Annotated in this window: 19 protein-coding genes; 13 read left to right on the forward strand and 6 right to left on the reverse strand. The window is 62.7% G+C overall.

Going from position 1 to position 22,897, the window contains the following annotated elements; all coding sequences use genetic code 11:
• The first annotated feature begins 76 nt into the window (after window positions 1–76).
• Window positions 77–1,054 (forward strand): SDR family NAD(P)-dependent oxidoreductase, encoded by a 978-nt coding sequence (locus tag QEN71_RS30630; protein WP_201646904.1) that lies wholly within the window; start codon window positions 77–79, stop codon window positions 1,052–1,054.
• 62 nt (window positions 1,055–1,116) lie between these two features.
• On the opposite strand, the gene QEN71_RS30635 is transcribed toward QEN71_RS30630, so the two are convergent.
• The gene (locus QEN71_RS30635; RefSeq protein WP_201646905.1) at window positions 1,117–1,446 is read right to left on the reverse strand and encodes a winged helix-turn-helix domain-containing protein; all 330 of its coding nucleotides are present in this window, start codon (window positions 1,444–1,446) and stop codon (window positions 1,117–1,119) included.
• Window positions 1,447–1,662: 216 nt separating this feature from the next.
• Between QEN71_RS30635 and QEN71_RS30640 the strand changes: the two genes are divergently transcribed.
• The 7 genes from QEN71_RS30640 (at window position 1,663) to QEN71_RS30670 (ending at window position 12,495) form a co-directional block, all read left to right on the forward strand.
• Window positions 1,663–2,355 (forward strand): type 1 glutamine amidotransferase domain-containing protein, encoded by a 693-nt coding sequence (locus QEN71_RS30640; RefSeq protein WP_201646906.1) that lies wholly within the window; start codon window positions 1,663–1,665, stop codon window positions 2,353–2,355.
• A 31-nt stretch (window positions 2,356–2,386) separates the two neighbouring features.
• Window positions 2,387–3,226, forward strand: a complete 840-nt coding sequence (locus tag QEN71_RS30645; RefSeq protein ID WP_201646907.1) for an enoyl-CoA hydratase/isomerase family protein — start codon at window positions 2,387–2,389, stop codon at window positions 3,224–3,226.
• Between the two features lie 178 nt (window positions 3,227–3,404).
• Window positions 3,405–9,359 carry a trifunctional serine/threonine-protein kinase/ATP-binding protein/sensor histidine kinase gene (locus QEN71_RS30650; RefSeq protein ID WP_201646908.1) on the forward strand — a complete coding sequence of 1,985 codons (5,955 nt, stop codon included), beginning with the start codon at window positions 3,405–3,407 and terminating at the stop codon, window positions 9,357–9,359.
• 175 nt (window positions 9,360–9,534) lie between these two features.
• Window positions 9,535–10,437, forward strand: coding sequence for a LysR family transcriptional regulator (locus QEN71_RS30655; RefSeq protein ID WP_201648010.1), 903 nt, complete (start codon window positions 9,535–9,537; stop codon window positions 10,435–10,437).
• 327 nt (window positions 10,438–10,764) lie between these two features.
• Entirely contained in the window at window positions 10,765–11,463 is a 699-nt protein-coding gene (locus QEN71_RS30660) for a response regulator transcription factor (RefSeq protein ID WP_233471602.1), read from the forward strand.
• Between the two features lie 162 nt (window positions 11,464–11,625).
• Window positions 11,626–11,880 (forward strand): hypothetical protein, encoded by a 255-nt coding sequence (locus tag QEN71_RS30665; protein ID WP_201646909.1) that lies wholly within the window; start codon window positions 11,626–11,628, stop codon window positions 11,878–11,880.
• Between the two features lie 84 nt (window positions 11,881–11,964).
• On the forward strand, window positions 11,965–12,495 hold the full coding sequence (locus QEN71_RS30670; protein ID WP_201646910.1) for a GlcG/HbpS family heme-binding protein: 531 nt from the start codon (window positions 11,965–11,967) through the stop codon (window positions 12,493–12,495).
• 8 nt (window positions 12,496–12,503) lie between these two features.
• On the opposite strand, the gene QEN71_RS30675 is transcribed toward QEN71_RS30670, so the two are convergent.
• Together QEN71_RS30675 and QEN71_RS30680 are read right to left on the reverse strand one after the other, a co-directional pair.
• Window positions 12,504–13,445 (reverse strand): AEC family transporter, encoded by a 942-nt coding sequence (locus tag QEN71_RS30675; protein ID WP_201646911.1) that lies wholly within the window; start codon window positions 13,443–13,445, stop codon window positions 12,504–12,506.
• A gap of 54 nt (window positions 13,446–13,499) precedes the next feature.
• On the reverse strand, window positions 13,500–14,606 hold the full coding sequence (locus QEN71_RS30680; RefSeq protein WP_201646912.1) for a mandelate racemase/muconate lactonizing enzyme family protein: 1,107 nt from the start codon (window positions 14,604–14,606) through the stop codon (window positions 13,500–13,502).
• Between the two features lie 268 nt (window positions 14,607–14,874).
• On the opposite strand from QEN71_RS30680, the gene QEN71_RS30685 reads away from it, so the two are divergent.
• Together QEN71_RS30685 and QEN71_RS30690 are read left to right on the forward strand one after the other, a co-directional pair.
• The gene (locus QEN71_RS30685; protein WP_201646913.1) at window positions 14,875–15,606 is read left to right on the forward strand and encodes a FadR/GntR family transcriptional regulator; all 732 of its coding nucleotides are present in this window, start codon (window positions 14,875–14,877) and stop codon (window positions 15,604–15,606) included.
• Between the two features lie 159 nt (window positions 15,607–15,765).
• Complete coding sequence (locus tag QEN71_RS30690) at window positions 15,766–16,398, forward strand: DsbA family protein (RefSeq protein WP_201646914.1); 633 nt, start codon at window positions 15,766–15,768, stop codon at window positions 16,396–16,398.
• 6 nt (window positions 16,399–16,404) lie between these two features.
• Here the strand turns inward: QEN71_RS30690 and QEN71_RS30695 are convergent, their stop codons facing one another.
• Together QEN71_RS30695 and QEN71_RS30700 are read right to left on the reverse strand one after the other, a co-directional pair.
• Window positions 16,405–17,325 carry an AEC family transporter gene (locus QEN71_RS30695; RefSeq protein WP_201646915.1) on the reverse strand — a complete coding sequence of 307 codons (921 nt, stop codon included), beginning with the start codon at window positions 17,323–17,325 and terminating at the stop codon, window positions 16,405–16,407.
• A gap of 212 nt (window positions 17,326–17,537) precedes the next feature.
• Entirely contained in the window at window positions 17,538–18,839 is a 1,302-nt protein-coding gene (locus QEN71_RS30700) for an aspartate aminotransferase family protein (protein ID WP_201646916.1), read from the reverse strand.
• Window positions 18,840–18,943: 104 nt separating this feature from the next.
• Between QEN71_RS30700 and QEN71_RS30705 the strand changes: the two genes are divergently transcribed.
• From QEN71_RS30705 to QEN71_RS30715, 3 genes are read left to right on the forward strand one after another with little or no spacing between them, the layout of a single operon-like run.
• On the forward strand, window positions 18,944–19,801 hold the full coding sequence (locus QEN71_RS30705; RefSeq protein WP_201646917.1) for a LysR family transcriptional regulator: 858 nt from the start codon (window positions 18,944–18,946) through the stop codon (window positions 19,799–19,801).
• Window positions 19,802–19,845: 44 nt separating this feature from the next.
• Entirely contained in the window at window positions 19,846–20,382 is a 537-nt protein-coding gene (locus tag QEN71_RS30710) for a helix-turn-helix domain-containing protein (protein ID WP_201648014.1), read from the forward strand.
• Window positions 20,382–20,789 (forward strand): VOC family protein, encoded by a 408-nt coding sequence (locus QEN71_RS30715; protein ID WP_201646918.1) that lies wholly within the window; start codon window positions 20,382–20,384, stop codon window positions 20,787–20,789. Before QEN71_RS30710 ends, QEN71_RS30715 begins: the two co-directional genes overlap by 1 nt.
• Before the next feature lie 15 nt (window positions 20,790–20,804).
• Here the strand turns inward: QEN71_RS30715 and QEN71_RS30720 are convergent, their stop codons facing one another.
• Window positions 20,805–22,883 carry a hybrid sensor histidine kinase/response regulator gene (locus tag QEN71_RS30720; RefSeq protein ID WP_322791182.1) on the reverse strand — a complete coding sequence of 693 codons (2,079 nt, stop codon included), beginning with the start codon at window positions 22,881–22,883 and terminating at the stop codon, window positions 20,805–20,807.
• Window positions 22,884–22,897 lie beyond the last annotated feature (14 nt).

Raw genomic sequence — 22,897 nt, forward strand, 5'->3', positions numbered from 1 at the left:
TCTAAAAACGGAGAGCGGCTCCGTTTTATCCCCGATGGGACGAAACGTCAACCTTACTGCAAACAGAGGGACGGAAATGGCTGAGAAATTTGGCGCAACTTCAACGACGGACGACGTGCTCGCGGGCGTCGATCTGCATGGCAAGCGGATTCTCGTCACGGGTGTGTCGGCGGGCCTCGGCGTCGAGACGGCGCGCGCGTTGGCGGCACGTGGCGCAAACGTTGTCGGTGCGGCGCGCGATCTCGACAAGGCGACGCGCGCGATTGCCCAAGCGCGGCGCGACGCGGCTTCGGGCGGCGGCAGCATCGATCTGGTTTCGCTCGACCTCGCCAATCTCACGAGCGTGCGTGCATGCGCCGACAAGCTGCTGGAAAAGGGCCAGCCGTTCGACGTCATCATCGCGAATGCGGGCGTGATGGCGACGCCCTTCGGCAAAACGGCCGATGGCTTCGAAACGCAGTTCGGCACGAACCACATCGGGCATTTCGTTTTCGTGAACCGGCTTGCGTCGCTGCTGCGAGATGGCGGCCGTCTGGTCGCGCTGGCGTCGTCGGGACATCGCTTCTCCAATGTCGATCTCGACGATCCGAACTTCGAACGCACGCCGTATGACCCGTTCGTCGCGTATGGCCGGTCGAAGACGGCGAACATCCTGTTCGCGGTCGCGTTCGATCAGCGGCATCGGGCGCGGGGCGTCCGCGCGGCCGCCGTGCATCCGGGCGGTATTCACACGGAGCTGGCCCGTCATATGGACGAAGGGCAGATGGCCGGGCTGCTCGACAGCATCAACAGCCAGCTTGCGTCCGAGGGCAAGCCGCCGTTCCAGTTCAAGACCATTCCGCAGGGCGCGGCCACTTCCGTGTGGACGGCAGTGGTGGCATCGGCGGAAGAAGTCGGCGGCCGGTATTGCGAGAACTGTCACGTGAGCAAACTTGTCGCCGACGACGTCGTCATTACGCCCATCAGCGAAGGCGTGCGCCAGTACGCGCTCGACACGGCCAATGCCGACGCGCTATGGCGCAAAACGGAAGAAATGGTGGGCGAAACCTTCTGACGTCGGACGGCAGCTTCTTTGCGGATGCAACCAGTTTCATCCGACACATGAAGCGCGCTTGTTTATTCGCCCATCAACGGAATGCCGGCTCTTGCAGCCGGCGTTTCGCTTTTTGGCGTCAGGCGATAGCCGCGGCCCGGTATGTTCTGGATCAGCCGCCGGTCTTCGCCGAGCGCCTTGCGTAAAGCGCAGACCTGCACGCGTATGTTCGATTCCTCGACGACGGTGTCGGGCCACACCTTGCGAAGAATATCCTCGATCGACACGACCTGGCCGTGCGCTGCCATCAGCACGGCGAGGATGTCGAATGCACGGCTGCCGACGGGGACGGAGGTTCCACGCACCTGGATTTCTCGGGTCGACAGATTGACGTCGAAGCTACTGGCCTTCATGTTCGATTCTCACGAGTGTCATGCATCAGGGATGATGAAACCGCAAGTGCTGAAGTGAGTCGATAGCACATATGTATCGGTCACTATACTTTGGTATTAACGCGCGGCGCTTCGTTTGTCGACGCTATGGGCAGCGACTATAGTGCTCTTGCCACTTTACGTGGATGGTCCGTCCAATCGGCAGGTACATCGTCCTTTCATCATGCGAGTGCGACAATGAAGATCCTGATGGTGTTGACGTCTCACGATCAACTTGGCAATACCGGCAAGAAGACAGGTTTCTGGTTAGAAGAATTCGCGGCGCCGTACTTCACGTTTCTCGATGCCGGCGTCACCATAACAGTCAGCTCACCTAAAGGTGGACAACCGCCGCTCGATCCGAAGAGCGACACGCCCGAGGGCAAAACAGAGCTGACCGAGCGTTTCAAGAGCGATCCCGCTGCGCAAAAAGTGCTGGCCAATACGGTCAAGCTCGACACGGTCAAAGCCGACGACTACGACGCCGTGTTCTATCCCGGCGGGCACGGCCCGATGTGGGATCTCGCAGAAGACCCGCGCTCCATCGCGCTGATCGAGAGCTTCTACAACGCGGGCAAGCCGGTAGCATTTGTCTGCCACGCACCCGGCGTTTTGCGTCACGTGAAGGTGAACGGCGAACCGCTCGTCAAAGGCAAGCGCGTGACAGGTTTCACGAATTCGGAAGAGGAAGCCGTTCAACTCACGAAGGTCGTGCCGTTTCTCGTCGAAGACGAACTGAAGCGGCTCGGCGGACATTTCGAAAAAGTCGACGACTGGCAGGTTCTGTCGATCATCGACGGACGCCTCGTCACCGGACAGAATCCCGCTTCGTCGACGGCGGGCGCGCGCGATCTGCTGAAAGTGCTCGATCAGCTGCATTCGAATCGCTAACCGGCTTTGCCCAATACGGATGGAGATTGATATGAGCAACGCCAATGCGAATCAGCAGTTTCGAATCGAAAAACGCAGCCCGGCTTACTGGCGAGTGATCATCGATAACCCGCCCTTCAATATCTTCGGACCGGATTCGATCCCGCAGATGAATGCCGCGATAACGGCGCTCGAAACCGATCCTGACGTCAAGGTAGTCGTGTTCGAAAGCGCGGTGCCGGGATTTTTTCTCACGCACTACGACTTCATTCCGCCTTTGCAGGAGACCACGAGCATGCCGCCGGGCCCGACGGGCATGCCGCCGCTGCCCGACATGCTCGCGCGGCTGGGGCGCGCGCCCGTCGTGTCGATCGCGTCGATCCGGGGCCGCGCGACGGGCGTCGGCAGCGAACTGGCGCTCGCGAGCGACATGCGCTTCGCGAGCCGCGAAAAAGCGCTGCTGTCGCAATGGGAAATCGGCGCGTCGCTGGTGCCGGGCGGCGGGCCGATGACGCGCCTGTCGCGTCTGATCGGACGCGGGCGCGCGCTCGAAGTGCTGTTGAGCGGCGACGATATCGGCGGCGAACTGGCGGAGCGCTACGGCTACGTCAACCGTTCGTTCGCGGATAGCGAACTCGACGCCTTCGTGGATGCGCTGGCGTCGCGTATCGCGTCGTTCGACAAGGAGAGCATCGTCGCGATCAAGCGTCAGGTGAATCTCGTTACCTTGCCATCCGACGACCTGGTCGCGCCCGAATGGGATGCGTTCATCGCGTCCGTCGGCCGGCCGCAGGCGCAGGAACGAATCGCGCAACTGATGCAGCTTGGCCTGCAGAAGAATCACGATGTGGAAGCACGTCTTGCGCATTACACGGGCACGCTGGGACGTTAGCCTGCACGGCGGCGGTTGCATCCCGTCGTTGCGGCTGCAACCGTCGCGCTCGTTGTTCGGCATTGTTGTGCGGCATTGTTGTGCGGCACCGCTGTCGGCACTTATAGGGCGCAATTCCACCCTTGCGTGTTAGCCTTTTCCCGATTCGTTACCTGAAGGCGAAACCGGGAGCGTCGTCATGGACTTCACTGGATTTCAGCTGGAGCTGCTCCACGACGATGGCGATCTGTCGTTGTGCCGCGCGTTGCGGCCCGACACGACGGTCTCGTTGCTCGCGTTGATCGCCACCCGCCCCGCCGCGCAAAGCATCGCGCGGCTGGAACGTGAATACGAACTGGCCGCGCTGCTCGATCCGCGCTGGGCCGCGCAGCCGATTGCGCTCGATCTCGGCAGAGTGCCGCCGATGCTCGTGCTCGACGACGATGGCGGCGACCCGCTCGTTCGCCTGCTCGGTCAGCCGCTCGATCTCGCGCGATGCCTGCGCATCGCGGCGAATCTGGCGCGCGCAATCGGGCACGTCCACGAGCGCGGCCTGATCCATAAGGACATCAAGCCGGCGAACGTGCTCGTCGACGGCAACGACGGCGTGCGGCTGACGGGCTTCGGCATCGCGTCGCAACTGCCGCTCGAGCATCAGTCGCCCGCGCCGCCGGAGATCATCGCGGGCACCTTTGCCTACATGGCGCCCGAGCAGACGGGCCGTATGAACCGCTCGATCGACGCGCGCAGCGATCTCTATTCGTTCGGCGTGACGCTGTACGAGATGCTGACGGGCGGGTTGCCTTTCGCGGCGGCGGACGCGATGGAATGGATTCATTGCCACATCGCGCGCAGGCCGACGCCGCTTGAAGAGCGCAACGAAAGCATTCCGCCGACGGTTGGACAGATCGTGCTCAAGCTCCTCGAGAAGACTGCGGAAAGCCGTTATCAGACGGCGGCGGGCGTCGAGGCCGATCTGCGTGCGTGCCTCGCGGCATGGGAAACGACGCGTGCGATCGCACCGTTGTCACTCGGCGAGCGCGACGCGTCGGACCGGCTGCTGATCCCTGAAAAACTGTACGGCCGCGATGCGCAGATCGGTGAGATCGTGGCCGCGTTCAATCGCATCGTCGGCGGCGGGCGCAGCGAGCTTGTGCTGATTTCGGGTTACGCTGGCATCGGTAAATCGTCGGTGGTGAACGAGCTGCACAAGGTGCTGGTGCCGCCGCGCGGCCTGTTCGCGTCCGGCAAATTCGATCAGTACAAACGGGACATTCCGTATGTGCCGCTCGCGCAGGCGTTTCAGTCGCTCGTGCGCGAGCTGCTGAGCAAGAGCGACGCAGAAATCGAACCGTGGCGCCGCGCGCTGCAGGACGCGCTGGCGCCGAACGGCCAGGTGATCGTCAATCTGATTCCCGAGCTTGCGCTGATCATCGGCGAGCAGCCGGCCGTGCCGACGTTGCCGCCGCAGGAATCGCAAAACCGCTTTCAGCTCGTGTTTCGCAGCTTCCTCGGCGTATTCGCGCGGCGCGAGCATCCGCTCGCGCTCTTTATCGACGATCTGCAATGGCTCGATGCTGCGACACTCGATCTGCTCCAACATCTCGTCACGCATCCCGATGTGCAGCATGTGCTGCTGGTCGGCGCGTATCGCAGCAATGAAGTCGACGACGCGCATCCGCTCGCGCGCACGCTCGACGCGATCGCGCAGACGGAAGCAACCGTGCATCAGATCGAACTCGCGCCGTTGACGGCGGACAGCGTCGCGCAACTCGTCGCCGATGCTTTGCACTGTCCGGCCACGACGGCCGTGCCGCTCGCGCAACTGGTGCACGAGAAGACGGGCGGCAATCCGTTCTTCGCGATCCAGTTCCTGAGCGCGCTCGCCGACGAAGCGTTGCTGACCTTCGATCGCGATACGTCGCGCTGGACGTGGGATTTGCCCCGCATCTGCGCGAAGGGTTTCACCGAGAACGTCGCCGATCTGATGGCGGCCAAGCTGACGCGTCTGCCCGACGCGACGCGCGAAGCGCTCGGCCAGCTCGCGAGTCTCGGCAACGTCGCGGACGTCGCGACGCTCACGCTCGTCCACGGCGAACCGGAAGCGTCGATTCACGCGAAGCTGTGGCTCGCCGTGCGCGCGGGACTCGTGTTCCGAGTGGAAGCAGCCTACGGGTTCGCGCACGACCGCGTGCAGGAAGCCGCCTACGCGCTGATTCCGGCAGACCGCCGCGCAGCCACGCATGTGCGCATCGGCAGGGCGCTTGCGTCGCGGACTTCGCCCGATGCGCTCGAAGAATCCATTTTCGACATCGTCAATCAACTGAATCGTGGCGCGGAACTGATCGATACCGACGAAGAACGTGAGCGGACGGTCGCATTGAATCTGATCGCAGGTCGACGCGCGATGCGTTCGACGGCCTATGCAGCGGCGCGCAGCTATCTGGCGCAAGGCGTCGCGCTGCTGTCACCGGATGCGTGGACGCGACGCTACGAAAGCACGTTCGATCTGTATCTGGCTTACAGCGAATGCGAATACCTGGCCGGCGACTTCACGGACGCCGACGCGTTGTTCGACATGCTGCTCGAACGCGCACGTTCGAGTCTGGATCGCGCGAAGGTGTTCGGCTTGCGCATGTCGCTGTATCAGGTGGCAGGGCGGTTCGACGAAAGCTTCGCGGTCGCGCGGCTCGCGCTGCGCGATTTCGGCCTGCTTCTGCCCGACACCGATGGCGAAGTCGAGTCCGCCGTCGCAGCGGCATTGCAGGAGATTCCTTATCGTCTTGCGGGACGTGCCATCGGCGATCTGGTCGATGCACCCGTCGCGCAAGACCCGGCGATACGCGCGGTGATCGATCTGCTCGTCGAGGCGATGCCTTGCGCGTTTATCGCGCGGCCTGCGTACTATCCGCTCATCACGCTGAAGGCGGTCCTTCTGTCGCTGCAGCACGGCAATACCGACAACTCGAGTTTCGCGTACGGCAATTACGCACTGATGCTGGTATCGAGCATCGGCGATATTCCTTCTGCCGTGCAGTTCTCCGAGATGTCGCTGCGCCTGAACGAGAAGTTCGACAACCGTCGCTTCTACGGAAAACTGCTGCATCTGCACGGCAATCACATCAACTTCTGGCGGAGGCACATCGTGACCGATCTGCCGATACTGGAGCGCGCGAGCGCCGCGTGTCTCGAAGTGGGTGACCTCGTGTTCGCCGGCTATCTCGCCTTTACGACCGTCTGGCAGACGATCGAAAAAGGCTCGGCGCTCGACGACGTGCAGGCCGTATCGGAGAAGCATGCTGCGTTTGCGCGGCAGAGCCACAACGATGCCGTGTTCGAAACGATCCGCCTGGAGCAGCAGTTCATCGCGAGTCTGCGCGGCATAACGACCGAGCCGCTCAAGCTCGGCGACGCACTGTTCGACGATGCCGCCTGTTTCGACGCCATCGAAACAGCGAACTTCGGTTGCGGCATCGTGTTTCATCACATCATGCAGATGATTCTCGCGTATCTCGATGGCCGCCATGCGGACGCGTCGAAGGCCGCGAGCGATGCCGCACCGATGCTGGGCGCAGTCATGGCGTTGCCGATCGAATCGACGTATCACTTCTTCAACGCGTTGACGCTCGCGGCGCGCTATCCCGGCGCCGGAATTGAAATGCAGCAGGCGTGGCGAAGCACACTCGCGCAGACGCTCGACAGGTTCGAGTCGTGGAGCACGCACTGCCCGGAGAATTTCCGTCATCGGCATGCGCTGCTTGCGGCGGAAATCGCACGCATCGAAGGGCGCGATTCCGACGCGATGCATTTCTACGAAGAAGCGATCCGCGCGGCGCGTGAACACGGCTTCATCCAGTATCAGGCGATGGCGCACGAACTCGCCGCACAGTTTCATGCCGCGCGCGGCCTCGAAACCATCGCCGATACGTACCTGTTCAACGCGCGTTCCTGCTACGAGCGTTGGGGTGCGAAAGGCAAGGTGCGGCAACTGGCACGAACGTACGCTCAATTGCGGCACGATCCCGCGAGCCTCGACGGCACGATCGCCACGTCGAACGAGCAACTGGACCTCGCGACCGTGGTGCAGGTGTCGCGCGCGATCTTCAGCGGCATCGACCTGAACGAACTGATTCATACGCTGATGGTGCTCGCGCTGGAACATGCGGGCGCGAACCGCGGCCTGTTGATCTTCAGGCGCGGCAACGACTTGCGCGTGGAAGCGGAAGCATCGACGGCGCAGAACGGCGTGGACGTCCGTTTGCCGAAAATGCGCGCGACGGGCAACGAGCTTCCCGAATCGGTGCTGCGCTACGTGATCCGCACGGGCGACAGTCTGCTGCTCGACGACGCATCGGCGCGCAGTCCGTTTTCGTCGGACGAGTACATTCGCCGTCACGATTGCCGCTCCATCCTGTGCCTGCCGCTCGTCAAGCAGACGCGGCTGATCGGCGTGCTGTACCTCGAAAACAATCTGACCACCGACGCGTTCACGCCTGCCCGCACGGCCTTGCTGCGGCTGCTCGCATCGCAGGCGGCGCTCTCGCTCGAAACGGCCCGCCTCTACGCCGACCTGCAGGACGCGGAAGCGCTGCTCGCCGACGCGCAGCGCCTGAGCCATACAGGCAGCTTCGACTGGCATGTGTCGAGCGGCGAGCTGGTCTGGTCGAAAGAGAGCTTCCGCATCTTCGGTTACGACGTCGACACCACGCCGACGGTCGACATGATGTTCGGCCGCGTGCATCCCGACGACGTGACCTTCGTGCGTCTCGCCTTCGATCGCGCGACACACGACCGTCAACCGTTCGACATCGAACACCGGCTGTGGATGCCCGATGGAACGATTCGCCATCTGCAAGTGCTGGCGCATGTCGTGGTCGATGAAGAGAGCCGGATGCGCGTGCTCGGCGCGCTGAAAGACATCACCGTGCGCAAGCAGGCGCACGCGGCGCTCGAACGCAGCGAACATCGCTACCGCAGCCTGTTCTTCGACATGCCCGTTGGCCTCTGGCAGATCGAGGCGCAGCCGTTGATGACCTTGCTGACGGAGCTGCGTGCGCAAGGCGTCGACGATCTGTCTGCGTATATCGACGATCACCCGGGCTGGCTGAATCGCGCGATGGAGATGCTGGTGGTCGAAGAGATCAATCACCACGCGGCGCAGATGTTCGGCGCGACGGACCGCAGCGCGTTGCTCGGTCCGCTGCCGTGGGTCTGGCGAGAAAGTCCTGGCACGTTCCGGCGCGCGCTCGAAAGCCGCTATAGCGGGGAAGCGATTTTTCAGGAAACCACCAAGCTGCCTACGCTCGACGGGCGGATTATCGACGTTCTCTTTACGATCGCGCGTCCGAGTTCGACCGAAGATCTCGGCATTGCGCTGATCAGTCTCGTCGATCTGACGGAGCGCGTGCGCGCGCAGGACATGCTGCAACGGCTGCAGGCCGACTTCGCGCACGCGGCGCGTATTTCGATGCTGGGCGAGCTGACGGCGTCCGTCGCACATGAACTGAACCAGCCGCTCTCTGCGATCGCGATGAACAGTGCGATCAGCAACCGCTGGCTCGACCGCGCCGTCCCCGACGTTGCCGAAGCGCGGCTGATCAACCAGCGCGTGGCCGCCGATGCACGGCGCGCGGTCGATATCGTCGATCGCATCCGGAGCATGGCGCTGCGCCGCGACCCGAAGCGCGCTGTCGCGCAACTCGACGAACTGATCGACGAGGCGCTGATTTTTCTGCAGCACGAAGTGCGCTCGCGCGGCGTGATCGTGTTACGCCAACGCGCCGTTGTCGCTCCGATGGTGCTCGCCGATCGCGTCCAGCTTCAGCAGGTGATCGTCAACCTCGTCGTCAACGCGATGCAGGCGATGGAGCAGGCGGCCAGTTCCGAACGCAAGATCACGATCCGCACGCAGACGCCCGATGGCGCGACGGTCAATTGCGCACTGGAAGACAGCGGTCCCGGCATCGCGCCCGAAGCCATCAGCCGCCTGTTCCAGAGCTTCTACACGACCAAGGAAAACGGCATGGGAATGGGCTTGCCGATCTGCCGCTCGATCATCGAGGCGCATGGCGGACGCATCTGCGCCGACAACGGCTCGGTGCACGGCGGCGCGCGTTTCTCGTTCACGCTGCCGTCTGCCGAAGCCGCACGCTAGAACGACGGGCAGAGTGACAAGCGGGGATCGTGCCTGCATCGAACATACGACGGTATGAAGCCGTCATGCGATGGTGGGTGAAATCGCAAGCAATAGTAGGCTGGTGCGCCCGCCGCGCGCCCGATAGGCTAGTCGCGTGAAGTCGGGAAAGACATCGGACATCGGGGTGCACATCATGGACGTGGCGGATCTGAAAGTATTCGACGCAGTCGCTCGCCTCGGAAGCATGAGCCGCGCAGCGCTCGAGTTGCATACGGTGCAGTCGAACGTCACCGGGCGAATCCGTTCGCTCGAAGGCGAAGTGGGCGTCGCGCTGTTCGAGCGGCACGTGCGCGGCGTGAAGATGACGCCCGCCGGACAGCGCATGCTACCGTATGCGGCGCGCGCTGCCCGCCTCGTTGCCGACGCGCGGCTTGCCGCGCTCGACGATGGTCCGCCGAGCGGCACGCTCGCCATCGGCGCGTTATGGACGACGGGCGCGTTGCAGTTGAGCCGCGTGCTCAGTCATTTCGCGGGTCTGTATCCGCAGGTCGGCTTGTCGTTGACGACGGATACGAGCAGCGGACTGACGGCGGCCGTCGCGGACTGTCGTCTGGACGGCGCGTTCGTCGCCGGCCCGCAGAGCGATCCCGGCCTCGACGTTCAGACCATTTTCAGCGAGGAACTCGTACTCGTCGCACCGACGACCATGCGCTCGCTCAAGGAACTCGGATCGATTGAAAACCTCAAGGCGATTGTCTTTAGTCCGGGTTGCTCGTATCGCGAGCGCCTCGATCTGCTGCTTGCCGAAATGGGCATTCTCTCCGTGACGGCGCTGGCGTTCGGATCGATCGACGCGATACTCTCGTGCGTCGCGGCGGGCATCGGCATTACCTTGTTGCCGCGAGGCGTCGTGTCGAACGCGGCGCACAGGCATTGCGTCGGGGTGCATCCGCTGGCGTCCGACACTGCGCGCATGGAGACGCTTTTCATTCGGCGGCGCGACGCGTATCTGTCGAATGCGATGCGCGCCTTTCTGGATGTGTCGAGTTCCGAAGCACTCATTTCGGACAGTGCAGATGCACGCTTTCCGGCCTGATTTTTTCTGAGCGTTTGCTCATTCCGCTGGAACGCCAGGCGAGAACAAATCGCCTGGTTTGCGCGTCTTGTTCGCCGCTAAAAACCAATCGATGAAATATCGGTTTATCGATGCGTGTCATCGGCCGCAATCGGCGCTTGTGACGCGATAGCATCTGATCGTCTTTTGCCTGAAGCGTTCCTCATTTCAGCACCTCTCCTGGCATTCAACACGCGACTTTGCTTTGCGCTCGCCGCCGTTTGGTACAACAATGTATGTATTGCTGAATCTGCATCACACACTCCACGGTTTGCACAGGCATCTCTCACTCGTTCACAAGGAGGCGGAATGGTCTCAGGACCGAGTTCGACGTCGACGACAAGAAGTGAAGAAGGTATGCATCCCGGCAAGCTCCCCGGCGGACGTTCCGTCGTGTATGTCATCGACGACGACGAATCGATCCGTTTTGTACTGAACGGCCTCGTGCGTTCGGTCGGTCTTCATGTGGAGACATTCGAGTCACCCAAAGATTTTCTGGCGTTCCCAAAGTATGACGCGCCAAGCTGTCTGATACTCGACGTCAGGCTGCGCGGCGAGAGCGGCCTTGCCTTCCAGCAGGAAGCACAGCAATGTGGCGTGCGCATGCCGATCCTCTTCATCACGGCGCATGGCGACATCGAGATGACCGTCAAGGCAATGAAGGCGGGCGCACTCGATTTCTTCGCGAAGCCTTTCCGCGATCAGGACATGCTCGATGCGATCGCTCATGCTTTGAAGCGCGACGCCGAGCGTCGCGAATCGGAGCATGCACTGGCCACGCTGCGCGAAGCCTATGACACGCTCACGCAACGTGAGCGCGAAGTGATGAAGTTAGTGGTGGCGGGCATGCTGAACAAGCAGATTGCCTACGAACTGCATCTGAGTGAAATCACCGTGAAGATTCATCGCGGACAGGTGATGAAGAAGATGGGTTCGCGTTCGTTGCCCGATCTCGTCAGAAAGGCAGAAGCGCTCGGCATCGATCAGAAGCAGCCGAGTTCGAACTGACTGGCGGCGCGAGCCACACCGCGCCGCTACGTTTTTCCATTCGTTCAAAAGACAGTTTCATCTCTTTCGTCAAATCTCATCCTATATATGCCGTAAACGGAGCAACAAGTTGGCACTCCGTTGAGTTGCATCCGATCGGCAAATAAAGAGGTTGAAAAAAGAATGAAGCTGTCTTTCGCTCAAAAGTTGTGGCTCCCTTTGATTCTGAGCCTGTTGTGTGTGGTTGCGTTATCCGTCTCCGATGCCTGGCGCATCCGTGAAATCAGCGTGCAGGAACGCAAGGACGGTCTCGTCCATACGACTGAACTCGCCATCGCAGTGATCAAGACGTTCGCCGATCAGGCGTCTGCTGCGAGCGCGCTCGAATCGCAGGCGGGCGATCTCAAGTCAACCATCAACGTGTTCCGACTCGCCTAGTTGTGCCTGGTTGTGCACTGGAAGCGCGGCTGGTGCCGCGCTCGACGTTCAGCAGTCTTTCACTGATCTCGTTCTGGAGGTGCTATGAAATTCCCGAAGCTCCACGCATCGGCTGCGTTGCTGTGCGGCATGTCCGTCGCGTTCGTTCCCGCTCACGCACAACAGGCCCCGGCACCCGGTTATCACTACACGCTGCCGCTCAATCTCGCCGTCGAAGCGGCGGAAGAAGCGATTCGCGTGTGCGAAGACAAGCGCTACTGGGTGACGGCGACAGTCGTCGATATGGACGGTGTGCCGCAGGTCGTCATGCGCGGCGATCACGCGACGGTGCACACGGGCGAATCCAGTTTCAGAAAAGCCTTTACCGTCGTGACGCTCGGGCCTGAATTCGGCTTCGACCGTTCGAGCGGATTCTTCGAACTGGTCAAGACCAGTCCTTACGCGCCGCAACTCGCGACGGTTCATAACGTGATGGCTTTGCCGGGCGCTGTTGCGTTCAAGGCGGGGAACGAGATGGTGGGCGCGCTGGGGATCGGCGGCGCGCCGGGCGGCGACAAGGACGAAGTCTGTGCAGCGGCCGGTGTCGCGAAGGTGGTGAACCGGCTGCCGCACTAGTCGAAATCTCAAGCGGCTGCGAGGCCGCCGTCGACGAGATAGATGGCCGCGGAGAACGTGATGATCGACAGGACCGTGCTGACGAGAATCGACGTTGCGGCTTCGCTCTGATACGCGCCCGCTTCGTTGGCGAACATCGCGGGAATGGTCGCCGACGGCAGCGCGCAAAGCAGGATCATCTGTTGTGCGTAGAGCCCATGAACGCCGAGCAAGACCGTCGCCGCGAACATCAGCAGCGGATGAATCAGCAGCTTGAGCCCGAGGTTCGCCCACACTTCGTTCGACAGCTTCAGCTTGACGGACGACATGATCAGCCCGAGACAAAGCAGCGACACGCCGGGCGTCGCCTTGCCGAGCAGATTGAACGCTTCGGCGAGCACAGGCGGAAACTTGATCTGCAGCAGCGAACACAGGATGCCGAGCGCGGGTGCCCACATCAACGGACGCCGCACGGCGCTCTTGATGCTCGTCAGGAACGCCTGCGTGCCGCTTCCTTGACCGCTTGCGACCGTGAGCAGCATGGTTGTCAGCGGAATCATGAAGAGGCTCGCGATCAGGTTGAGGATCAGCACGGAATAGATGCTGCCCGGACCGAACATCGCCTGCAGGATGGGGATGCCCATGAAGGCCGCGTCGGGGTAACCGTTGACGAAGCCCTTGAGCGTCGCTGCCCGGAGTTCGCGATAGCGCCACCAGCCGATCAGCAGCGCGAACGTGTACATCCCCATGATGCCGATGAACGTCGCGACGATCAGCCGGAAGTCGAACAGCTGCGAACGGGGCGTGCTCGCCATGCCGACCAGCAGCAGCGCCGGAAAAATCCAGCCGAGCACGAGGCGGCTGATCAGCAGGCTGTCCGAATGATTCAGACGTCCGCGCTTGCCCGCAATGAAACCGAGCACTATCACGAACGCCACGGGTAAAAGAGGTCCAACGATCCTGTCTAACATGTTCTCCTGACTCCAGGTTTTGTTATGCGTATGCAATGCCGAAGAGGTGTCTGCTTAAAGCTCGATGCGATAGTCGCGGATCACATCGGGGTTCGGTTCGAGGCCGAGGCCGGGGCCTTGCGGCACGTCGATGCGTCCATGGCGCGGAATGATCGCGTCGCCGTAGAGCTGCGCTTCGAGGTCGAAGTAACGCCATTCGACGAGCGCCTTCGGACCGCCGAGCGCCGCGCTCGCATGCACGCTCGCGAGCAGGCCGGGGCCGTCGTAGAACGTGTGGACCATGACGGTGACGTTGTGCGCGTTAGCAAGAGCGAAGACCTTTTGCAGTTCCGTGATGCCGCCCATCTTTGCGGGGCTGGGCTGGATGAAATCGACGGAACCAGCTTCGAGCAAGTGCTGGAAGTCCATCAGCGTCGATGCGTTTTCGCCTGCCGCGACGGGAATGCCGCCTTGCTTGCGCACGGTCGCGAGACCCGCGTAATTCTCGGGCGGCCACACGGGTTCTTCGATCCAGCGCAGATTGAATTCACGCAGCCGTTCCGTCATGTCGAGCGCTTCGCGGACCGTCCACGGGCAATTGACGTCGAGCGTGATCTCGATGTCGGGGCCCGCCGCTTCGCGTGCGGCGCGCACGGTTTCCACCGTGATCTCATGCAGCTTCAGATGCCGGTAGCCGCTTTCCACCGCGCGCCGCACGTTGACGGCGACCAGTTCGGGATCGGCGTAGCGGATCAGGCTCGCGTAACACGCCAGCGATGTGGCCTCCGCGCCGCCAAGCAACTGATGAACAGACTGGTTCGCTTGCTTTCCTGCGATGTCCCACAGCGCGATGTCGATCGCCGACAGTCCGTAGATGAACGCGCCGCTTCGGCCGAACACATGGAATTTCTTTTGCAGATCGAGCATCGTCTTCTCGCGCAGCCCGATATCGCGGCCGATCAGTTCAGGCGCAAGAATCCTGTCGATCACCAGCTTCACGGAAGGAATCGCGGTGAAGCCGAAGGTTTCGCCCCAGCCGACGGTGCCGTCGTCGGTCGTAATTTTGACGACGAGCGAGTCGACCACCTGCAGGTCTTTAGGGCCCCACACACCGCCCGCCGACGGTCCGCCCGTCGTGAAGGGAATGCGCAGTGGGATGGTTTCGATGCTGGCAATGTTCATCTGGATCTACCTCAATTCGGATTGCAACGAGCACGGACGAAAGGCCGCCGTATGCTCCGAATCGTAGGAGACATCCTGTTGTCCTTCAAGTGAACAACTTGTTCCTTTTGTGCAAATGAGTTGAGCGCCGCGTGCAACATCGACGCTCGATAGCCACGCTCCGCTTGCGATTTCGAGTCGGATCGGCTGAAGATTCGTGCGCGCGCGGCCGAGCCGTGGGGCCGTCCAGATGTAGAATAAGAAGACAAGCCACTGCCCTGAAACGACCATGAGCGAAATGAATGTGCGGCGCGTCGAACGGCGGCCCCATCTCGCGGAGCACATCACCGCGTCGCTGAGCGAAGAGATCGCGTCCGGACGATTGAAGCCCGGCGATCGTCTGCCCACCGAACACTTTCTCTCCGAGAACTTCGGCGTCAGCCGCAATGTCGTGCGGGAGGCGATTGCGAGCTTGCGCGCGCAAGGGCTGATCGAGTCGCGCCAGGGCATCGGCGCGTTTGTTGCGGCGACGCCGCAGCCATCGGAGCCGCTGCGGCAAGTGAACTCGCAATGGCTGGAGGGCGACAACACGATCCGCAACATGTTCGAAGTGCGGGCCGTGCTCGAAAGCCAGGCCGCTGCGCTCGCGGCAGCACACATGACGCCGCGCAGGCTCAAGCCGATTCAGGACGCCGTCGAACGGATGCGCTACGAAGGCGCGCCGACGGCCGACACCGTCAACGCCGATCTCGACTTTCATCGCGCCGTCGCGGCCGCGGCGGGCAACGACTATCTCGCCGCGATGATTCGCACCGTGCTCGAACCGATGCGTCCGCTGATCGCGGCGAACTTCGCGCGGCAAGGTCCGATGTTCGGCAACATTCCCAACGCCGCGCGCGCGGAGCACGAAACGCTGATTCAGGCCTTCATCGACAAGGACGCCGCTGCTGCGCGCGTACTGATGGGCAAGCATATCGTCAGCGCTGCGTCGCGCTTCGGCTACGACATTTCGTTTTTCTGAGCGCTTTTGAGTCGCTGTGTCTTCGTCCAACGCCTGCTTTACACGGTGTAACGACTGATGTGCCGCGCACGTCGTTCATGCGTCTGCGCGTCGAACGTATAGTCGGCTGATTCGCGCGTCCCGCCGGGCCGCGCTTCTCAGACGAAGATGGAACAGCGTATGAAACTGATATTTGTCGGCGACCCGATGTGTTCGTGGTGCTATGGCTTCGGTAAGGAAATGAGCGCGATTGCGCAGAGCCTGCCGGATCTCGAAGTGCAGATCGTCGTGGGCGGCATGGCCGCGGGATCGACGCAGGTGCTCGACGACGCAGGCAAGCAGTTCAGGCTCACGCATTGGGCGCGCGTCGAACAGATGAGCGGCGCGGAGTTCAACCGCGAAGCGCTGATGGCGCGCGAGAACTTCGTGTACGACACCGAGCCCGTATGTCGCGCGGTCGTGACTGCGCGCACGATCGCGCCGGGCGTCGACGTGCTGAAGGTGTTTCGCGCCTTCCAGCGGGCCTTTTATGTCGACGGACTCGATACGACGGACGGCAGCGTGCTCGCCGAAGTCGGCGCGAAGGCGATCGCGGAGCAAGGCATCGCGACGACGGCCGATGCCTTCTTCGAAGCCTTCACGTCCGATGAAGTCATCGATGCCACGCAGCGTGATTTCGAACTGACGCGGCGGTTGGGCGTGCGAGGCTTTCCGTCGCTGTTCGTCGAGATCGACGGAAAGATCGGCCAGCTCAGTTCGGGCTATACGACGGCCGAGCAGGTCACGCAGGCGCTCAAGCCGCTCGCCGCATAAAGGCAGCTAGATCCAGTAGAGCCACGCGAGCAGCGTCACGATAGAGAAGAGCGTCGTCATCGAAATGGCGGCGCCCGTTGAGGTCTTTTCGACGTCGTACTCGCTTGCCAGCACGTAGGCGCTTTTGGCCGTCGGCACGGCGGCGCAGATCACGGCGGCGAGTGTGAGCGTGCGGTTCAGTCCCGCCGCGACGCACAGCCCGTACACGACGAACGGCATCGCCACCAGCTTGAGCGCAGCCAGCAGCGCATAGCGGCTCAGATGACCTCGCAACTCGCCGATCGAAAGATCGAGTCCGATGGCGAACAACGCACAGGGCGTCAGTGCTTCGCCGAGTATGCCGAGATACGTCGCGGCGGGCGCGGGCAGCGCCGCGCCGCTGACGGACCACAGCAAGCCGAGAATCGTCGCGAGAATCACGGGGTTCGTGCCGATCTGCCGCGCGAGCGCGCTTGCACGCATCTTGTGCGTGCCGCTCTGCTGATCGACTTCGAGCAGGATGACGAGCGCCGGAAACATGATTGCGCCGACAAACACCGTCGCGACGGCGGCGGCGAGCACGCCATGCTGACCTTGCAGCGCTCTGAGAATCGGCAGCGCGACGAAACCCGTGTTGGTCATCGACACGACGGCGCCGAGCATCGCGCTTTTCCCGAGGCTCGCCTGCAACCCGAGGCGCGCGGCCAGCAGCACGGCGACGAAGCAGAGAATCGAGCCGCCGCCGAATGCGGCCAGAAAGCGCCACTCCAGCAGCGAATCGAGCGGCTCTTTAGCGACGGTCAGGAACACGAGCGCGGGCATCGCGACGTAGTAGGCGAACTGCATCAGCGGCCCGGCGACGCTGCGCGCGAGATAACCCGTTGTGCCCGCCAGCCAGCCCGTCAGGATGATGGCGAAGATCGGCAAAATCAGACTCGCGACATGCATGATGGCGCTCCGTCGGCAGATGGGACGTCCGGATGCAGCTGTGTGAGGTTTCGCGAGTGGTGTGGCGGGCCGGCTTTCGGCCGGAAGAAGCGGTCTCGCCAGTAAAGAGTAGCCGATATGCGCGCGAATGCGTTGTTATCCGTGGCGTTCGACTGCGAGCGTCCCCTGCGGGACGCTCGCGTCATGCAGCATGTCGAAACGATGCAGGCGCTTTACAGCGAACGCTGGATCGCCTGCCCAAGCAGTTCCAGGCCGAGATCGATTTCCTCTTCGCTCACCGTCAACGGCGGCGCGATCCGGAACACGCCGCCCATGCCGGGCAACTGCACGATGTTCATGCTCAGGCCGAGATTCATGCACTCGCGGGTGATCTTCGCGCCGAGTCCGTCGGCGGGTTCCTTCGTGCGGCGATCCTTGACGATCTCCATGCCGAGCAGCAGGCCGCGCCCGCGCACATCGCCGATGCACTCGAAGCGCTCCATCAGATCCAGCAAGCCGCGCCGGAGCCGGTCGCCCATCACGTTTGCCCGCGCAACGAGTCCTTCGCGCTCGACGACATCGAGCACACGCAGACCGACCGCAGCGGGCAACGGATCGGACACGTGCGTCGTGTAGAACAGGTAGCCGAGTTCGTGCGCGCGCTCCTCGATCTCTGCCGACGTGACGATGGCGGCGAGCGGCAAGCCGGCGCCGAGCGTCTTCGATAGCGTGAGGATGTCGGGCGTGACGCCGTCGCGCTGGCACGCGAACATCGTTCCTGTGCGGCCAACACCCGTTTGCGCTTCGTCGAGAATCAGCAGCATGCCGCGCTCTTCGCATTTGCGCTTGAGCGCGGCCATATAGCCTTCCGGCAACTCGATGATGCCGCCCGAACTCAGGATCGGCTCCGCGATGAATGCGGCGAGATTGCCGCTCGACTGGCGATCGATCAGATCGAACGCGTAGTCGAGTTCGGCGAGGTAATCGTAGTGACCGCTGCGCTCGAAACGCGGCCGGTACGTGAACGGCGCGGGAATGGCGAACGAGCCGACGGCTGCGGGACCGACACCTTTGCGGCCCGCGCTGTAAGTCGCCGACGCTGCCGCGCCCGTCATGCCGTGCCATGACTGCGCAAAGCCGACAATTTCATACTTCCCGGTGACGAGCTTAGCCATGCGAATCGCGGCCTCGTTCGATTCCGCGCCCGTGCTCAGCAGCAGCGCGCGGTCGAGGCCTTCGGGCGTGATGTCGGCGAGGCGCGTCGCGAGATCGACGACGGGGCGCGAGAGCATGCCGCTGAACAGATGATCGAGCTTGCCCGCGTATTCGTTGATAACCGAGACGATTTCCGGGTGGCTGTGGCCCAGCACGGCGCTCATCTGCCCGGACGTGAAGTCGAGGATCGCGCGGCCATCCGCGTCGTAGACGAAACTGCCCTGCGCGCGCTCGATGATCATCGGCTCGAACGTGCCGCCGTAGCGGATCAGGTGCTGCCGTGCGTTCTGCCAGAACGCTGCGTCGTTGTTTCGGGACACCGTGATTCTCCTCGCGATTGATCGGATCAGCTTGCAGTCTAGGCGGCTCTCTGGTTTTATAGAAACGAATAGTATTAATGTGAGATAGAAGAGGATCTAATATCTTGAGTCTGTCGCTCGAAATCGATCTGTTGCGGTCGTTCGCCGTAATCGCCGAGGTGCGGGCGCTGAGCCGCGCGGCGAGCCGCGTAGGACGGACGCAATCGGCGCTGAGCCAGCAGATGAAGCGGCTCGAAGAAATCGTCGATCAGCCGCTGTTTCAGCGCACGGGGCGCGGCGTCGTGCTGACGAATGCGGGCGAGCGTCTGCTGATTCACGCGCAACGCATTTTGCGGCTGCACGACGAGGCGATGGCCGATCTGTGCGGAACGGGCCTGTCGGGCAGCATCCGTTTCGGCTGTCCGGACGATTACGCCGCCGTGTTCCTGCCGCCATTGCTCCGGCAGTTCTCGAGCCAGCATCCGCATGCGCTCGTCGAAGTCGTGTGCGGGCCGACGCCGCGGCTGCTCGAACGGCTGAAAAAAGGCGCAGTCGATCTCGCGATGATCTCATTGCCCGACAGCGGTCCGGGAGACGACGTCATCCGGCGCGAGCAATTGGTGTGGATCGGGTATCCCGGACTGGATTCGGCACATTTCGATCCGTTGCCGCTGGCGCTGTCCGACCCCGACACGCTCGATCACATCGCCGCCTGCGACGCGCTTCAACGCGCCGGCCGGGCTTACCGGATCGCGTATGCGAGCAGCAGTCTGTCGGGCCTCACAGCGCTGGTGCGTTCGGGGCAAGCGTTCGCCGTGATGACGCAAACGGCCGTGCCGTCCGATCTGTCCGTGCTCAGTGCCGATCATGAACTGCCGCCGTTGCCGGCCGTGGGTGTGTCGCTGAGATTTGCGCGGGCGCGACCGTCGCTGCTGACGTCGGCATTCGCTGACCACATCAAGGCGATGCTGCCGCTGTTGTGAGCCTGCCCTACACTACGCGGACACCGGCCGCTTCCTGTGAACCCATGCGCTCTCGCGAACATTCCAACGCCGCACCATCGTCAGCCGGATCGGCGGGCGTCGAATTGCAGGATCCGGCGCTGCTGCGCCGTCTGCTGCGCGCCAAAGACCGGATGGATGCCGCCTCGCACGAGGCCTGGCCCGTCGATCGGCTGGCGGCGATCAGCGGCGTGTCCAAAGCCCATTTCGCTCGCTCGTTCAAGCAGGCGTTCGGCGTGCCGCCGCACCGTTACCTGCTGACGCGGCGCATCGAGCAGGCCACCACGCTGCTGCGCGACACGGATCTCAGCATCACGGACATCGCCTTCGCGACGGGGTGGGAAAGTCTCGGCACGTTCGGACGCACATTCCACGACGTCACGGGCCGAAGCCCCAGTGCGATGCGCGTCGAGGCGCGCGCGAACGGTCATCAGCTGGCGCTCGTGCCCGCCTGCGTGCTGAAGGCCGCGCAGAGGCCGGACCTCACGACCGCAGTTTTGGAGAAGCGGCGGCGCAAGTCCAAAGGTACAGTGCGGCCATCAATCGAGGAGGAGGTATCGTGATGACCCAAGGTATCAACTTGGTGGGCCTGTACGTCGACGATCAGGATGAAGCGCTCGCGTTCTACGTCGACAAGCTCGGATTCCGCATTCATACGGACGTGCGCAATGGCGCGTATCGCTGGCTGACGGTTCAGCATCCGGAACAGCCTTCGTTCCAGCTCGGCCTGTTCACGCCGGGGCCGCCCGTTCACGACGAGGCCACCGCGCAAACCTTGCGCGCGATGGTCGCCAAAGGGGCGATGCCGCCGCTCGTTCTCTCCGTCGCCGATTGTCGCGCGAGCTATGCGCGGCTCAAGGCGAATGGCGTCGAGTTCACGCAGGAGCCGGTCGATCGCTTCGGCAGCGTCGATGCGGGTTTCCGCGATCCCGCCGGCAACGGCTGGAAGATGATTCAGGCGCCTGCATAGACGCACTTCGTCGGCTCATGCGCCGATGAGCGGCTCGAGTTCCTCGGCATCGAAAGGCTTTGAGAAAATCGGCACGCCGGTATGCCGCGCTCGTTCGAGTTCGTCGGCATAACCGGTCATCAACGCGAGGCGCTGCTCCGGCCGGTGAGTTTGCAGCCACTCCGCGAGGTCGATGCCGCTCATCTTGCCGGGCATCTGCACGTCGGACAGCACGAGCTTGAATGCCTGGCCTTCCTGCAACGCGATCAGCGCGTCGTCGGCGCTCGGGACGTGCGTGACGTCGTGCCCCATCAACTGCAGCACGGCGGACAGGCTGGCCGCGACCTCGTCGTTGTCTTCGATCAGCAGGACATGTTGACTCGCCGTTTCCGACGATGCCGCCGGCACGTATTCAACGGGCTCCCGTTCGGGCTCGGCGCGCACGGTGGTCCTCGGAAGATAGAGGCGCACTGTCGTGCCGACGCCCGGCTCGCTGGTGAGTTTCACCGTGCCGCCGCTCATTTCGCACACGGCGAGAACCTGGACGAGTCCGAGGCCGGGATGCGAGGTGCCGCCTTTGGTCGTGAAGAGCGGTTCGAATGCTTTGGCCGCGACATCGCGCGTCATGCCTTCGCCATCGTCTGAAACGGACAGCAGCACGTAGTCGCCTGCGGGCACGCCGACCACATGGGACGCGACCGCGATGTTCTGCGCGCGGATCGCGAACTTGCCTCCGCGATGAATCGCGTCGCGCGCGTTGAGCGCGAGGTTGACGATGGCCAGTTCCAGTTCGGCGGTATCGCTGCGCACGGGCCAGATGTCCGGCGCGACGTCGATGCTCGCCGCGACGGAATCGCCGACGGTCGCCTGCACGACCTGCATCATGCCGGGAAGAAACTGCGCGAGATCGACTTGCGTCAGCTTCAAGGGCTGCTTTCTCGCCGAGCCCATCAGCGTCCGGACGAGTCCTTCGACCGTGCCCGTGGCCCGCTCGATGGCGACGATCTCGTCGTGAATGGTCTCGTGTTGTTTGGCCTTCGCTATTGCCACATTCGACTTCACGACCATCAGGTAATTGTTGAAGTCGTGCGCGACGCTTGCGACGAGGTTGCCCAATGCACTCGCGCGCTGCAGATGCCGCGCCGATTCCTCGGCGTCGAGACGTCGGCCTGCTTCGCCGCGCCATCGCTCCCACGCGCGCTCTTCCGTCGACAACTGCTTCAGCGAAAAGCCGATCAGCAGCCAGATGATGAGGCAGGGCACGCCCGTCAGCGTGCAGATCAACAGGAAATGATGCAACCAGACGGCGTAAAGCTGTGCGACCTGAAAGCCGACAGCGACGAACAGTCCATAGTTTCCGACGTGGCGGTAAGTCACGACGCGTTTCTGTCCGTCTGCAAATGTCGACGACACGAGATGACCCACCGATTCATTGCGCGAAAACGCCTGAGAGAAGAGGTTGGCTTCCTGCGGCGCTGCGCCGGGTGAATCTTCGGGGAAACTCGTCAGCACCGAACCGTCGGCTCGATAGAGTCCGATGAACGTCGCGGCATGCGCGTCGATGAGTTTCTGATAGAAGCTCGAAAAATAATCGCGGCGCAGCGCGACTGAAACGACGCCGATAAAGCGGTCATCGGCGACGCGCGCGTCGGTCACGTTGAAGACGCTCGTTCTGGAGATGCTGGCTTGCATCGGCAGCGACACGTAGGCCTCGGGCTGAAAGTGCCGCGCGTTGATGAAGTCGTCGCGCCGCTCGATGTTGACAGCAGGGGCCGGAAAAAAGCGGCTGCTTACCAGCAGTTGTCCCGACTGGCCGAATGTGGAGATCGCGGCGACCTGAGGAAAGCCGCCCGCGATCCGGTTCAACCGCTGATGAAGCGCGGACTCGTCTTGTGCAATCTGCGCGTCCGTCATGTTGCCGAGCAGCTCTTCGACGCGCGATACGAGTTCGGCGTTCAGATCCATCACTTTGAGCGCCTGTTCTTCGCCGACGCGGCTCATCCGTTCGCTTGCTTCGACTGCGTCGTTGTAGCGCTGCTTGTAGTTGTAGTAACCGTAACCCGTCAGGCAGCCGATCGGAACGATCACCGTCACGACCAGCATGATGAACAGCACTCTTCGGGTACGAG

Source organism: Paraburkholderia sabiae, assembly GCF_030412785.1.
GTDB lineage: Bacteria > Pseudomonadota > Gammaproteobacteria > Burkholderiales > Burkholderiaceae > Paraburkholderia > Paraburkholderia sabiae.

What these genes read in the sequence shown, in the direction of transcription:
- QEN71_RS30685 (WP_201646913.1), top strand. Translation starts at nt 14,875, where the DNA reads ATGAGCGAAATGAATGTGCGGCGCGTCGAACGGCGGCCCCATCTCGCG.
- QEN71_RS30660 (WP_233471602.1), top strand. Translation starts at nt 10,765, where the DNA reads ATGGTCTCAGGACCGAGTTCGACGTCGACGACAAGAAGTGAAGAAGGT.
- QEN71_RS30675 (WP_201646911.1), bottom strand. Translation starts at nt 13,445, where the DNA reads ATGTTAGACAGGATCGTTGGACCTCTTTTACCCGTGGCGTTCGTGATA.
- QEN71_RS30715 (WP_201646918.1), top strand. Translation starts at nt 20,382, where the DNA reads ATGACCCAAGGTATCAACTTGGTGGGCCTGTACGTCGACGATCAGGAT.
- QEN71_RS30645 (WP_201646907.1), top strand. Translation starts at nt 2,387, where the DNA reads ATGAGCAACGCCAATGCGAATCAGCAGTTTCGAATCGAAAAACGCAGC.
- QEN71_RS30680 (WP_201646912.1), bottom strand. Translation starts at nt 14,606, where the DNA reads ATGAACATTGCCAGCATCGAAACCATCCCACTGCGCATTCCCTTCACG.
- QEN71_RS30635 (WP_201646905.1), bottom strand. Translation starts at nt 1,446, where the DNA reads ATGAAGGCCAGTAGCTTCGACGTCAATCTGTCGACCCGAGAAATCCAG.
- QEN71_RS30710 (WP_201648014.1), top strand. Translation starts at nt 19,846, where the DNA reads ATGCGCTCTCGCGAACATTCCAACGCCGCACCATCGTCAGCCGGATCG.
- QEN71_RS30655 (WP_201648010.1), top strand. Translation starts at nt 9,535, where the DNA reads ATGGACGTGGCGGATCTGAAAGTATTCGACGCAGTCGCTCGCCTCGGA.
- QEN71_RS30630 (WP_201646904.1), top strand. Translation starts at nt 77, where the DNA reads ATGGCTGAGAAATTTGGCGCAACTTCAACGACGGACGACGTGCTCGCG.
- QEN71_RS30670 (WP_201646910.1), top strand. Translation starts at nt 11,965, where the DNA reads ATGAAATTCCCGAAGCTCCACGCATCGGCTGCGTTGCTGTGCGGCATG.
- QEN71_RS30695 (WP_201646915.1), bottom strand. Translation starts at nt 17,325, where the DNA reads ATGCATGTCGCGAGTCTGATTTTGCCGATCTTCGCCATCATCCTGACG.
- QEN71_RS30640 (WP_201646906.1), top strand. Translation starts at nt 1,663, where the DNA reads ATGAAGATCCTGATGGTGTTGACGTCTCACGATCAACTTGGCAATACC.
- QEN71_RS30650 (WP_201646908.1), top strand. Translation starts at nt 3,405, where the DNA reads ATGGACTTCACTGGATTTCAGCTGGAGCTGCTCCACGACGATGGCGAT.
- QEN71_RS30690 (WP_201646914.1), top strand. Translation starts at nt 15,766, where the DNA reads ATGAAACTGATATTTGTCGGCGACCCGATGTGTTCGTGGTGCTATGGC.
- QEN71_RS30665 (WP_201646909.1), top strand. Translation starts at nt 11,626, where the DNA reads ATGAAGCTGTCTTTCGCTCAAAAGTTGTGGCTCCCTTTGATTCTGAGC.